This is a genomic window from Actinacidiphila polyblastidii (genome assembly GCF_036353415.1).
GTDB lineage: Bacteria > Actinomycetota > Actinomycetes > Streptomycetales > Streptomycetaceae > Actinacidiphila > Actinacidiphila polyblastidii.
The window spans coordinates 101725-114868 of the sequence record NZ_JAZEWV010000007.1; the positions used below are offsets into that span (position 1 = coordinate 101725).

The window sequence follows — 13144 nt, forward strand, 5'->3', positions numbered from 1 at the left end:
AGACGCGCGTGCTCATATCGGGACAGGGACGGGGGCATGACGCGGCCCCGTATTTCTTTCTGAGCTATGCGCACACGCCGCGGCCCGAATCCAACGTGCCCGACCCGGATTTGTGGGTCGGCCGGCTCTACCAGGACCTGTGCGACCACGTGTTGGCGATGACCGATCTCGGCGCGGGCGCCCCGGTCGGATTCATGGACCGCGACATCCGCTCGGGCGAGGGATGGTCGGAACGGCTCGCCGACTCCCTCGCCACCTGCCGGGTGTTCGTCCCGCTGTTCTCGCCGCGGTACTTCGGCAGTGTGCAGTGCGGCAAGGAGTGGTACGCCTTCGCGCAGCGCGAGGTGCAGGAGCACGCCCGCAGCAACCGGGTCAGCGAGGCGATCGTCCCCGCGTTGTGGGTGCCGGTGCCGCCCAACCGGCTGCCGAACGCCGCGGAGCGGCTCCAGTTCAACCACAACGCGCTGGGCGACGCCTACGCCACCGAGGGCCTGTACGGGCTGATCAAGCTCACCATGTTCCGCAGCGCCTACGAACTCGCGGTCTACGAACTGGCCAAGCGCATCGTCAAGGTCGCCCAGAGCGGCGCCGTCAGCCCCGGCGCGCCGGTCGACTACCGCCGTATCCCCAGTGCGTTCGGCGAGGCCCGCGGCCCCCGCACGCTGCGCATCACCGTCGCCGCCTGCGTACGCGACCGGCTGCCGCAAGGGCGCAGCGCGGCGTACTACGGGGAGCGCGCCGCGGACTGGAACCCCTTCCACCCCTCCTCCTCCCGGCCGCTGGCCGCCGTCGCCGCCGACCTGGCGCGCACCTTCGACTACGAGCCGACCGTCGCGTCGCTCGACGACGACGCGGGCTCGGCCGGGCCCGCCGCGCCGGGCGGCCCGGAGATCCTGATCGTCGACCGCTGGACGGCCGGCGACCCGCGCTGGCGGGCCCGGCTCGCCGCCTTGGACGCGACCCGGCCGTGGACCGCGGTGGTCGTCGCGTGGAACCGCGACGACGCCCAGAGCAACGACGCCGAGGGGGAGTTGACGTCCCTGCTGGAACAGGCCATGCCGCACGGCACCGGGCAGGGGCCGCCCGCCTGCCGGACCGCCGCGCGCGGCGTGCACAGCCTGGAGAGCCTCACCGACATCCTGCCGCAGGTGGTGGAGTGGTCCGCCGCCCAGTACCTCAAGCACGCCCCCGCCTACCCGCCGGACGCCCCCCGGGCGAAACGGTTCCGGCTGCTCGCCCCCGAGGCGTCGCCGGCCGCCGCGGTCGCGCCGCCGCGCGGCAGGCCACCGGCCGGCACCCCGGACGACACGGAGGACCCGCGATGACGACGACGAGCCGTGGCGGAACCATCGTCACCTTCTACTCCTACAAGGGCGGCACCGGCCGGACGATGGCGCTGGCCAACACCGCCTGGATCCTGGCCGCCGGCGGCAAACGCGTCCTCACCGTCGACTGGGACCTGGAGGCGCCCGGCCTGCACCGCTTCTTCCATCCCTTCCTCGACCCCTCCACGGTCGGCGCGACCAGCGGAGTCATCGAACTCATCAGGGACTTCGCGGAGGCCGCCACCATCCCCGGCCGGCCGAGCGGTGACTGGCACAAGGACTACGCGCGCATCCGGCAGCACGCCGTCTCCCTGAAGTGGGACTTCCCCGAGGGCGGCACCCTGGACTTCGTGTCGGCCGGCCGGCAGGACCGCACCTACTCGGCGATCGTCAGCAACTTCGACTGGGACAACTTCTTCGACCGGCTCAACGGCGGCCAGTTCTTCGACGCCGTGCGCGAGGACATGAAGGAGTTCTACGACTACATCCTGGTCGACAGCCGCACCGGCATCAGCGACATCGCCGACATCTGCACCGTGCTGCTGCCCGACGTGCTGGTCGACTGCTTCACGCTCAGCGGCCAGAGCATCGACGGCGCGGCCGCGGTCGCCCGCAACATCACCGAGCGCTTCCACGAGCGGAAGATCAGGGTGCTGCCGGTGCCGATGCGCATCGACGAGGGGGAGAAGGAGAAGGTCGACGCCGGGCGGTGGCTGGCCCGCGCCAAGTTCGACCGGATGCCGCAGGGCCTGTCCGCGGAGGAGATGGCCCGCTACTGGGGGTCGGTGGAGATCCCCTACCGCTCGTACTACAACTACGAGGAGACGCTCGCGACCTTCGGCGACGAGACCGGGCTGACCACCTCGCTGCTGTCCGCCTTCGAACGGCTCACCTCGGTGATCAGCGACTCCGAGGTGACCGCGCTGCCGCCGATGCCCGAGGAGGTGCGGCTGCACTTCCGCGACATGTTCACCCGCCCCTACCGGCCGCTGGCGATGGCCGACGTGCACCTCAGCTTCGTGCCGCAGGACCGGATGTGGGCCGACTGGATCGCCTGGCTGCTGACCCGGGCCGGGTTCCACGTGCTGGTGCGGCCGGTCGTCGAGAACGGGGCGGCCTCCGGCGGCGACGGCGACACCGTCGGCGGGCCGTCGGCCGACGCGGCGTCCCGCACGCTGGTGCTGCTCTCCTCGTCGTACCTGCGCTCGCCCGGCGCCCGTACGGTGTGGGAGCAGGCGGTGGCCGCCGACCCGACCAACGCCCGCCGCCAGCTGGTCCCGGTGCGGGTCGGCGACGTCCGGCTGACCACGCCCTTCGCCGAGCGCAGCCCGGTGGACCTGGTGCGCCGCGACGACAGCTACGCGGCGGCCGCGCTGCTGCGCGCGCTGGACCGCCCGGCCCGCCCGCAGGACCTCGGCGCCGACGACGGCGCGCCCGCGCCGCGCTTCCCCGGCACGCTGCCCCGGGTGTGGAACGTCCCGCCGCGCAACCCGACGTTCACCGGCCGCAGCATGGGACTGGAGCGGATCCGCGCCGAACTCGGCGGCGGTATGACCATCGTGCTGCCGCGCCCGCAGACCCTGTTCGGCCTCGGCGGCGTCGGCAAGACGCAGATCGCCCTGGAGTACGTGCACCGGTTCATGGGCGACTACGACCTGATCTGGTGGATCTCCTCCGAGCAGACCGAGCTGATCACCGCCTCGCTCGCCGAACTCGCCGGCCGGGTGGGGCTGCCGGTCGGCGAGGACATCGCGGCGGCCGCCACCGAGGCGCTGGCGTACCTGCGGCACACCCCGGCCACCGAGCGCTGGCTGCTGGTCTTCGACAACGCCGACGACCCCGACGCCATCCGCCCGTTCCTGCCCGGCGGGCAGGGCCACGTGCTGCTCACCTCCCGCAACCAGAACTGGTCGCAGCTCGGCAACTCCCTCGAAGTGGACGTCTTCCTCCGCGAGGAGAGCATCGAGCACCTCTCGCGGCGCGTCCCGTCCCTCGGCCGCGAGGAGGCCGACGAGGTCGCCGCCGCCCTCGGCGACCTGCCGCTCGCCGTCGAGCAGGCCGGCGCCTGGCTCGCCGAGACCGCCACCCCGGTCGCCGACTACCTCGCCGAACTGCGCGCCCAGACCACCCGGGTGCTCTCGCTGAGCCAGCCGCCCGGCTACCCGGAGCCGGTCGCCGCCACCTGGAACATCTCCATCAACCGGCTGCAGAAGCGCTCGCCCGCCGCCGTGCGGCTGCTCCAGCTGTGCGCCTTCTTCGCACCCGAGCCGATCTCCGGCAACCTCGTCTACAGCGACCAGATGCTCGACGCGCTGCTGCCGTACGACGAGAGCCTCCAGGACCGCCTGAACCTGGGGCAGTTGATCCAGGAGCTGAGCCGGTTCGCGCTGGCCAAGGTCGACCAGTCCACCCGAAGCATCCAGGTGCACCGGCTGGTCCAGTCCGTGATGCGCTCCCAACTCGGCCTCCGGGAGCGGGAGAGCACCATGCACGAGGTGCACCGCATCCTGGTCGGCGCCCGGCCCATCCAGGGAGACACCGACGACCCGGCCAACTGGGAGCGGTTCGGGGAGATCTGGCCGCACCTGGACGCCTCGGAGGCCGCCCGGTGCGACGAGCCCGACACCCGCCAGCTGCTCATCGACCGGGTGCGCTACCTGTGGAAGCGCGGCGACCTGCAGGCCGCCTACTCCTTCGGCGCGCAGCTCGCCGAGCAGTGGGCCGGCCGGGACATGTCCGACGAGACCCCGCAGCGCCGCAAGTACTTCGAGCGGCTCAACCACTACCTCGACTTCCACCTCGCCAACATCCTGCGCTCGCAGGGCAAGTACGTGGAGGCGTACCAGCGCGACGCGCGCATCCTCGAATGGCAGCGGGCCAACCTGGACCGGCCGGGCCGCCCCGACACCCACACCCTGATGACGACCACCGGCCTGGCCACCGACCTGGGCACCCTCGGCCGGTTCGACGAGGCGCTGTCGATGGCGCGCGAGGCGTACAACGGCTTCAAGGAGCTGCTCGGCCAGGACCACCCGAGGACGCTGGCCGCCGCCAACAACCTCGGCGTGTGCCTGCGGATGGTCGGCAACTGGTACGAGGCCAGGGACATCGACCAGGAGACGCTGGAACGGCGCCGCGTGGTGCTCGGGGACCGCCACCCGTACACCCTGTCCTCCACCGGCAACCTCGCCCGGGACCTGCGCGAGGCCGGCGACTACGAGGAGTCGGCGGCGCTGCTGAGCAGCACCTACGAGGCGTACAAGGAGGTGCTCGGCAAGGACTTCCCCGACACCCTGGCCGCCGCGAAGAGCCTCGCCGTGTCGCTGCGCAAGGCCGGGCTGCTGGAGGACGCCATCCGGCTGTCGCGCAACACCCGCGACCGCTACACCGAGAAGTTCCCCGACCTGGTCACCCCCGACATCCTGGCCTGCACCCTCAACCTGGCCGCCGACCTGTACGCCACCGGCGAGCGGGCGTCGGCGCTTGACCTGGCCGAGGAGGTGATGCGCGCGTACCGCGTGGCGCCCGGGGTGCGGCACCCGGCGACCCTCGCGGCGGAGAACAACCTCGGCATCTTCCTGCGCGGCATCGGGCAGTTGGAGCGCGCGGAGCGGGTGCTCACCGACAACCTGGAGCTGCTGCGGGACGTCCTCGGCGACAGCCACCCCTTCACCCTGTCCTGCCAGGTGAACCTCGCGAACGTGCTGGCGGAGTCCGGGCGGCCGCTGCTGGCCGAGGAGCTGGAGCGGCAGGCGGGCGACGCCTTCGAGCGCAGGCTCGGCTCGCACCACCCGGAGACGGTGATCTGCCGGGCCAACCTCGCCGTGACCTTCGGCGAGACCGGACGCGCCCAGGAGTCCCGGCTGGCCTGGCAGGCCGCGGAGGAGCAGCTCAGCCGGCAGCTGGGCGCCGACCACCCGTACACGGTCAGCGTGCGCGAGCACAAGCGGATCTACCGCGACCTCGAACCCCCGGTGGTCTAGAGCCCGTTGCCCGCAGGCCCCGGACCTCCGGGCCCCCGGGGCTGCTGACCTGGTCGGGGGCGGACCGGCCGGCGCGCGGTGCGGGTCAGGCCGGGACCGGTCCAGCCCAGGGGCGGTCGCCGAGCAGCCAGACCAGGATCTCCGGCATCACCCGCAGTGCGGTGAAGTGCGCCGCGGCCGGCTCCAGCACCGCCGTCGCATACGGGATGCGGCCGGCCAGCCAGCGCGAGTGGCTGATCGGCGAGAAGACGTCCTCCTCGCCGTGCCACAGCAGCACCGGCACCGCGATGTCGGCGGGGTCGAACCCCCACGGGCGGCAGAAGGCGACCGCGTCGTCGATCCAGCCGTCCGCCGATGTCCGCAGGCCCTCACGGTAGTTGCGGACCAGCAGCGCCCTGATCCCGGCGTCCGAGACGACCCGGCGGTCCTGCTCGGTCAGCTCCCAGCGCAGATCCGCCAGCAGCTGCACCGGGTTGGCCCGGATCGCCGCCGACCGCGGCTCCAGGCTGACGGCGAGCTGGTCGGGACCGGTGGAGGCGGTGGTGTACTCCGTGACGTTGAACTGCGACATGCCGGCGAACCAGTCGAGGCCCTCCGCCTCCCACGGCGCCAGGCTGACCAGCGCGGCCGCCCGCGTCACCCGGTCGGGCAGCAGCGCGGCGCAGGCGAGCGCGTGCGGGCCGCCGCCGGAACGGCCGACCACCGCGAACCGCTCCACCCCCAGTGCGTCCGCGATCGCCGCCACGTCCTGCGCCACGTCGGCGACCGTGCGCATCCGCAGCCGGTCCGAACTCCCGTAGCCGGGACGGTCGTACGAGATCAGCCGGACGCCCTGCTGGTACAGCACCACCCCGCGCGGCGCGGGGCCCAGCCGGCTGCCCGGGGTGCCGTGCAGCAGGAACACCGGCTTCCCGCGCGGATCACCGGTGGTCTCCACCGTCAACTGCCGCCCGTCCGCGGCGCGTACGCTCTGGCGCACCGGCCACCTCCCCAGCCGCTCGCCCGATGGGCCGGCCGCGTAGTACCCAGGTGTACATTCTCGGTTCCCTGTGCACGCTGCCACCCGGATGTCGGACAAACAGCCGGGCGATTCAGCCGTCGCGCCCGCAAGGGGTCCGCGCCGGCGGGCTCACACCGTACGCTTCCCCGGCCCGCTCACGGCCTCCCTGCCGGGCGGGCCGCGCACGCCTCTCCCGGCGCCCGGGCCCGGCGCCCTCGTCGTGGTGGCGGGCGGCCACGCCGGATCGGGCGCAACGGCGTTCAGTCGCCGCAGAGTTCGGCGAAGCGCGGCGCGTCGATGTTGCCGCCGGAGATGATCACGCCGACCCGGTGGGGGAGTTCACCGGCGGTGCCGGCGATCAGGGCGGCGAGCCCGCTCGCCCCGCTGGGCTCCACGACGATCTTCAGCCGCTCGAAGGCGAACCGCATGGCGTCGCGGATCTGCTCGTCGCTCACCAGGGCGATCCCGTCGACGAGCCGCCGGTTGACGGAGAAGGTGAGTTCGCCGGGCGTCTCCGCCGCCTGCCCGTCGGCGATGGTGCGCGGCACCGGGACGCTCACCCGCCGGCCGGCCGCCAGCGAACGCCGGGTGTCGTCGCCCGCCCGCGGCTCGACCCCGATCATCCGCGTCGCGCCGTGCAGCGCCTTGGCCGCGGTGGCGCTGCCCGCGATCAGACCACCGCCGCCGACCGGGACCACCAGCGCGTCCAACGCGCCCACCTCCTCGACGAGTTCCAGCGCGGCGGTGCCCTGACCCGCGATCACGTGCGGATGCTCGTACGGAGGGATCAGCGCCAGGCCCCGCTCGGCGGCCAGCGCCTCGCCGAGCGCGACGCGGTCGCCGGTGTACCGGTCGTAGGTGACGACCTCCGCGCCGTAGCCCGCGGTCGCCTCCCGCTTGGAGCGCGGGGTGTCCTCCGGCATGAGCACCACCGCCGTACTGCCCAGCTCACGGGCGGCGAGCGCGACCGCCTGGGCGTGGTTGCCCGAGGAGTACGCCGCGATGCCGCGGGCGAGTTGGGCCGCGGTGAGCCGTGACGCGGCGTTGTAGGCCCCGCGGAACTTGAACGCGCCGATCCGCTGGAGGTTCTCGCACTTCAGGAAGACCTCCGCGCCGACCAGCGCGTCCAGCGTCCGCGACCGCAGCACCGGCGTGCGATGGGCCACGCCCGCGATCCGGTCGGCGGCGCTCCGCACGTCGTCCAGGGTCACCGGCAGGGGTGTGGTCATGATGCTCCGTTCCACGCGGCGGGACCCGGCGGGGCGTGCGGCGGCGGCGCCGCGGGCCGTGCCGGGACCGCCAACGTACCAACCGCGCCCGCACGCCGGGTCCGACCGGGTGGCGCGGGAGGCCGCCGCGCACAGCGGAGCGCGTGTGGCGCATGTCACACAGGGGGCGTCCGGTCGCCGGACGGCGGCCGCCGCCCCGCCGGCCGCGGAAGGCGCGCACCGCGCGTCACGGCGACACGAGCGCCGCCGAACGCCCGCCGCGAGCGGCCCGCGGAAGGGCGGGCGGCCACGCTGCGACCGCGACCGGGCCGCCGCCCGACCGGCGCACGACCGCCCGCGAAATCCCGGGGGTCGCGCCGCCGACGCCGCTCCGCTGTCCTGACGCCGCCCCGCCGTTCGTCGACGTTTCCGGAACGCTCGGAGACCCGCTGCGTGAACCGCGGGACGCCCTCCGGGCAGTTGGAGTCGTCGGAGGGAAGAGGACAGAGCCGGGATGTCGGAGGTTACGGCGGTCTGGGCGGGGGCGGGGAGCCGGTGACGGGGGTTCGGGTGAAGACGCCGGCTTCGACGCTCCTGCCGCGGCCCCGCTCACGCGGAAGTCAGCACAGCAGACACACGACGTCGAAGGTGAAGGGTCCCAGTGACAAAGACGTATGAGGCAGTGGTCGTCGGCGCTGGCATGTTCGGGGCCGCCGCGGCGAAGTATCTCAGTCGGGCCGGCGCCGAGGTGATGGTCGTCGGCCCCGAGGAGCCCCCTGATCTGGCGCAGGCCCAACTGGCCGACTTCGGAGCCCATTTCGACGAGGCCAGGATCACCCGGCGGCTCGGCTGGGACCCGGTCTGGGGGGCTCTGGACGCCCGCTCACTGGGACGGTTCCGGGACATCGAGGCGGAGGCGGGCACGAGTTTCTTCCAGGAGTGCGGCTCGCTCGTGCTCATGGCACGCTCGATCACCCACCGCACCGACGCCATCCTCGACCAGTGCGGCAGCGAGGGCATCGACGTGGAGCGGCTCTCCGCGGACGCGATCGTGCAGGAGCTGCCCGCTCTCGGCGCGATCCCCCTCGAAGGCGGAACGGAGGGGCTGCTGGAGCGGAAGCAGGCCGGGTACCTGAACCCGCGCCAGCTCGTGGCGGCCCAGCTGAACCTCGCCCAGGCGGCCGGCGCGCGGCTGCTGCGCGCCACCGTCACCTCCGTCTCCCGCGACGGGGCGGCCGGACCGTGGCGCATACGCACCGAGGCGGCGGGCGCCGTCGAGGAGGTCGAGGCCCGGCAGCTGGTCGTCGCCGCCGGCGCCATGGCCAACCTGTCCGGCGCCCTTCCGCCGGGCTCCGAGCTGGACTTCCAGATCTTCACCGAGCCGAACCTGCTGTACGAGGTGGCCGACGAGCAGCTGGAGCACCTTCAGACGCTGCCGGCCATCGTCACCGTCGATCCGGAGGACACCGGCAACGACAACATGACGGTCTACCTGCTGCCGCCGATCCGCTACCCGGACGGCAAGTGGTACGTGCGGATCGGGCCGGGCATGCAGCCGATCATCGAGGAGCTGGAGACGGCCGACGAGATACGCGCGTGGTACTCCGCCCAGCGCATCACCCCCGAGCAGGCCGACTTCCTCAGCCGGATGATGCGCCTGATGGTGCCGTCGCTGGCACCGGTCTCGGTCCGCGAGGCATGCTGCATCATCGAGAAGACCCCGTCCCGCTACCCCTACATCGGCCATCTCGACGGCGACGACTCGCTGACCGTGGTCGCGGGGGGCAACGGCCACGGCGCCCGCGGCTCTGACGAGATCGGCAGGCTCGCGGCCCGGATCGTGCTGGGCGAGCCGTGGGACTGCCCGATCCCCCAGGAGACCTTCCAGCCGCGGGCGGCGCCCGCGCAGCGCCGGACGGACGTGACCAGGCCGGGCTACCTGAAGCCGCCGTTCGGCCTCTGCTGACCGGTTGCCGCCGCTGACCGGTTGCCGCCTCCCACCTCCCGCCGCGGTGGGGTGGGAAGCGGCGCGTCGCCGTCGCTCGTCTCGGGCCGTGGCCGGGACACGCGACCCGCCGTCGGCGGGACCGGAGGCCCAGAGCGGGAGGCCCAGAGGGGGGGGCTCGGAGCAGGAGGCTCAGAGCAGGAGGGGGACCAGCCCGGCGGCGAAGGCGACGTAGAAGGCGGCCGCCGCGGCCAGGCGGCCCGCGGTGAGGCGATGGGCCCGCATGGTGAGCAGCAGGTAGACGATCGCCGCGATGGTGATCACCCCCGACCAGACCAGCGCGGCGTCGAACTTCCAGGAGGTGAAGAGCAGACCGAGCCCGCTCGGCACCGTCGCCTGGATCATCATCGACCCGGAGATGTTCGCCAGCGCCAGATCGGTCTTTCCCTGCCGCACCCAGATCACCGCGTTCATCACCTCGGGAAGCTCGGTCGCCACCGGGGAGAGCAGCAGCGCGGTGACCGCGCCGGACAGGCCCAGCATCGGGCCGATCGCGTCGAGCTGCTTCACGAACAGCTGCGAGGCGAAGAAGATCACCGCGAGCGTGAGCAGGGTCTGCGCGACGACCGCCCAGGTGGCGGGGGAGGCGGCCCCGCGCTGCAACCTGAGCGGCTCCAGCTCCTCATGGGCGCCGCCGCCCTCGTCGCCGGCGCGGATCTCACGCCAGAAGTAGACGCCGTACGCGGCGAAGAACAGCACGCCGAGGACCGGCTTGAAGGAGAAGGCCACCAGACCGAGGGCGACCTTCACCCCGAAGATCGGCAGGAACCACGTCTGGTCCTTCGCCAGCCGCCGCACGGCCTTCTCGTCCCCCAGGGCCTGCGTCCGCGGCCCGGCGGGCACCAGGCCCGTCTCCGCGTGGAGTTCGGCCGCACGCCGCCGGCGCCTGAGCAGCAGCATGAGACCGGTCACGCCGTAGGCGATGGTGGACAGCGCCAGCGGGCCGCCCATGGCCGCCCCGACGCCGACGTCCTTGGCCTCGGCGGTGCTGCCGGTGGTCACGGCGACCAGCGTCACCACCGATTCCGGCAGCGCGGTGCCGAAGGCGGCCAGGATGGTGCCGACCGCCATCCTGCCCACGTCCAGGCGTCGGCCCAGCCACTCCACGGCGTTGACGAACCACTCGCAGGAGAGATAGATCGCGGCCGCGCAGACGACCAGCAGGACGAAATGGATCACACGCACCATCCAGCCTTCCGGCGCCGCGGAAGCCTGGAACGACACGCGGGAAGCACGGCCTCGCGGCTCCCCCCGCGCGGCACGCGGCTGGGCCGACCGAGTGACGTGGCGGCTCGAACCGGGTGCCTGCGGGCGCGTCGTTCCGTCCCCGGCGCGGCGCGGTGGTGCTGGACCTCCTCGGCCACTCGTCGGCGCGACGCTCCGCGTCGACGGCGGCACGACGCTCTTCCCGGACGTCGCCACCGGAGGCCGACCCGTTCAGCCGCCTGCCCGCGCCGCGCTCGCGACCTCGTCACGCACACGCCGGCCCCCGTCCGGCGCAGCAGATCCCGGTATTCGCGCCTTGGCGCCGCGCAGGCCGTCACCCCGCCGCGGCCGGGCCGTGATGCCGGATCACCTCGCGGCGGCCATGATCGGACCTGAGGGAACGGCCCCGGGGCGGCGGGAACCCGAGCCCGGGGCAACGCCCACCGAGCGGGAAGGCCATCGCATGGCGGAGCAGATGCCGGCGGAGGGCGGCCGGAGGATCTCCGGGCCCACCGCCGACGGCAGGGACGGGCACCCGGGCCGGGGCCGCAGCCGCCGGGGCTGCCGCACTCTCCTCGGCGCGGTCCCGACCGGCGTCCCGCCCGCGAGGACCGTCGAGGTCCTCGCGTGACCTCCCCGAGCGGCGGGGCCGCGCCGGACGGAGGGCCCCCGGCAGCCGCGGCGAACCCCGTCGCGCTCGTCCGCGGCCGCGGATACGCGGTGCTGCTCCTGGTCGCCGCGGTCCTCGGCGTCCCGGTCTCGGTGGCGGCCTTCGGCTTCCTCGCCCTCGTCGACAAGCTCCAGTCGCTGACCTACACCGACCTGCCGAAGGCCCTCGGCTTCCACGGCACGCCGGACTGGTGGCCCGTGCCCCTGCTCGCCGTGGCCGGGCTCCTGGTCGGCCCGATCGTCCGCTACCTCCCCGGCGGCGGCGGACACGAACCGGCCCACGGCTTCGTGTCCTCGGGGCCGACCCCGCCGGCCGCCGTGCCGGGCGTGGTGCTCGCCGCTGTGGCCTCACTCGCGCTCGGGGCGGTCGTCGGCCCGGAGGCCCCGCTCATCGCCCTGGGCAGCGGAATGGCGGTGGCCGCGCTGCGGCTGACGAGGAAGTCGTTCCCGAAGCAGGCGACCGCGGTCGTCGGAGCCTCCGGGAGCTTTGCCGCGATCAGCACGCTGCTCGGCTCGCCCCTGCTGGGCGCCTTCCTGCTCATGGAGATGTCCGGCCTGGGGGGACAGCTGCTCGACGTCGTCCTGGTGCCCGGACTGCTCGCCTCCGGCATCGGTGCGCTGATGTTCACCGGCCTGGGCTCCTGGACCGGCCTGGGCACCTATTCGCTCACCCTGCCGGACGTCCCGCACGCCGGCGCACCCGACGCGGCCGGGTTCGGCTGGGCGCTGGTGATCGGCGTGGCGGCGGCCCTGCTCGGGGCCGGAATCCGGTGGCTCGCCCTCGGCCTGCTCAAGGTGGTCGCCCGCCGCCGGCTGCCGGCCACCGTGCTCGCCGGCGCCGCCGTCGGCGCGATCGCCCTCGGCTACGCGGAGTGGACCGGCCACCCGGCGTCGGGAGTCCTGTACTCGGGCCAGAGCGGGCTCGGCCCCCTCCTCGCCACGCGGGCGCAGTACTCCGGCGGGGCCCTGGCCGTGCTGGTCCTCTGCAAGGCCGCCGCCTACTGCGTGTCCCTGTCGGCCTTCCGTGGCGGCCCGGTCTTCCCCTCCATGTTCGTCGGCGCCGCCGGTGGCATCGCCCTCTCCCACCTGCCGGGGCTCGGCCCGACCGCCGGGCTCGCGATGGGCTTGGGCGCGATGGCCGCCGCGATGCTCAAGTTCCCGCTGGTCTCCCTGCTGCTGGCCACGCTGCTCCTGGGCAAGCCGGGAATCACCGTGATGCCGCTGGTGATCGTGGCGGTGGTGGTCTCCTACGTCCTCACCCTCAGGCTGACCCCGCGACCGGCTGACGCGCCGGCCGCCGAGCAGCAGGCGTCCGGCTAGACCCGGCGGATCAGGTCGAGAAGAGCGTCACCGGATGCCCGCACGCGCGCCCGCGACGAGCCGTCCGCGGCCACCGGCGGCTGCCGCGATTTCCCGCGAAGTGCCAGGAGATCTCCGCTCGGCGCTGGGTAGACGACGACTGATCGCCCCGGCTTCCCGTTGTCGGCACGTCCCGTTCCGCCTGTTCTGCCACGTCCGGTTCCGGCGTGTTCCTGCGATGCGCGCGAGAGGAGTGAGCGCCATGTCCTGCTCCACCGAGGGCTGCCGCAAGGGCGGCTGCACCACCGACCCACAGCCGCAGACGGGCGGCGCCCGCAAGGGCTGACCTCCCCCGTACGGACCCGGTTCCGACGCACCCCCTCGTCGCGCGTCGCGGTGCGGCGGCAAGCGAAGCCTCTGCCGGCACGGGCCGGGGCTTCGTTCACGGG

8 protein-coding genes are annotated in these 13144 nt (G+C 73.6%); 5 read left to right on the forward strand and 3 right to left on the reverse strand.

Annotated elements, in window-relative coordinates; translation table 11 throughout:
• Positions 1–8: 8 nt before the first annotated feature.
• Both V2S66_RS11490 and fxsT read left to right on the forward strand, forming a co-directional pair.
• Positions 9–1325, forward strand: coding sequence for a TIR-like protein FxsC (locus V2S66_RS11490; protein ID WP_330794518.1), 1317 nt, complete (start codon positions 9–11; stop codon positions 1323–1325).
• Positions 1322–5308, forward strand: coding sequence for an FxSxx-COOH system tetratricopeptide repeat protein (gene fxsT, locus V2S66_RS11495; protein ID WP_330794519.1), 3987 nt, complete (start codon positions 1322–1324; stop codon positions 5306–5308). The genes V2S66_RS11490 and fxsT overlap by 4 nt, the downstream gene beginning before the upstream one ends.
• Positions 5309–5393: 85 nt before the next feature.
• Here the strand turns inward: fxsT and V2S66_RS11500 are convergent, their stop codons facing one another.
• Entirely contained in the window at positions 5394–6287 is an 894-nt protein-coding gene (locus V2S66_RS11500) for an alpha/beta fold hydrolase (protein ID WP_330794520.1), read from the reverse strand.
• A 281-nt stretch (positions 6288–6568) separates the two neighbouring features.
• Positions 6569–7540, reverse strand: coding sequence for a pyridoxal-phosphate dependent enzyme (locus V2S66_RS11505; protein WP_330794679.1), 972 nt, complete (start codon positions 7538–7540; stop codon positions 6569–6571).
• Positions 7541–8177: 637 nt separating this feature from the next.
• Here V2S66_RS11505 and V2S66_RS11510 point away from each other — a divergent pair.
• On the forward strand, positions 8178–9482 hold the full coding sequence (locus tag V2S66_RS11510; RefSeq protein ID WP_330794521.1) for an NAD(P)/FAD-dependent oxidoreductase: 1305 nt from the start codon (positions 8178–8180) through the stop codon (positions 9480–9482).
• Between the two features lie 171 nt (positions 9483–9653).
• On the opposite strand, the gene V2S66_RS11515 is transcribed toward V2S66_RS11510, so the two are convergent.
• On the reverse strand, positions 9654–10700 hold the full coding sequence (locus V2S66_RS11515; RefSeq protein WP_330794522.1) for a sodium:calcium antiporter: 1047 nt from the start codon (positions 10698–10700) through the stop codon (positions 9654–9656).
• A 490-nt stretch (positions 10701–11190) separates the two neighbouring features.
• Here V2S66_RS11515 and V2S66_RS11520 point away from each other — a divergent pair, with 490 nt between their 5' ends.
• Both V2S66_RS11520 and V2S66_RS11525 read left to right on the forward strand, forming a co-directional pair.
• A complete protein-coding gene (locus tag V2S66_RS11520; RefSeq protein WP_330794523.1) occupies positions 11191–11358 on the forward strand; it encodes a hypothetical protein in 168 nt (55 codons plus the stop codon).
• Positions 11355–12716 carry a chloride channel protein gene (locus V2S66_RS11525; RefSeq protein WP_330794524.1) on the forward strand — a complete coding sequence of 454 codons (1362 nt, stop codon included), beginning with the start codon at positions 11355–11357 and terminating at the stop codon, positions 12714–12716. The genes V2S66_RS11520 and V2S66_RS11525 overlap by 4 nt, the downstream gene beginning before the upstream one ends.
• Positions 12717–13144 lie beyond the last annotated feature (428 nt).

What these genes read in the sequence shown, in the direction of transcription:
- V2S66_RS11520 (WP_330794523.1), top strand. Translation starts at nt 11,191, where the DNA reads ATGGCGGAGCAGATGCCGGCGGAGGGCGGCCGGAGGATCTCCGGGCCC.
- fxsT (WP_330794519.1), top strand. Translation starts at nt 1,322, where the DNA reads ATGACGACGACGAGCCGTGGCGGAACCATCGTCACCTTCTACTCCTAC.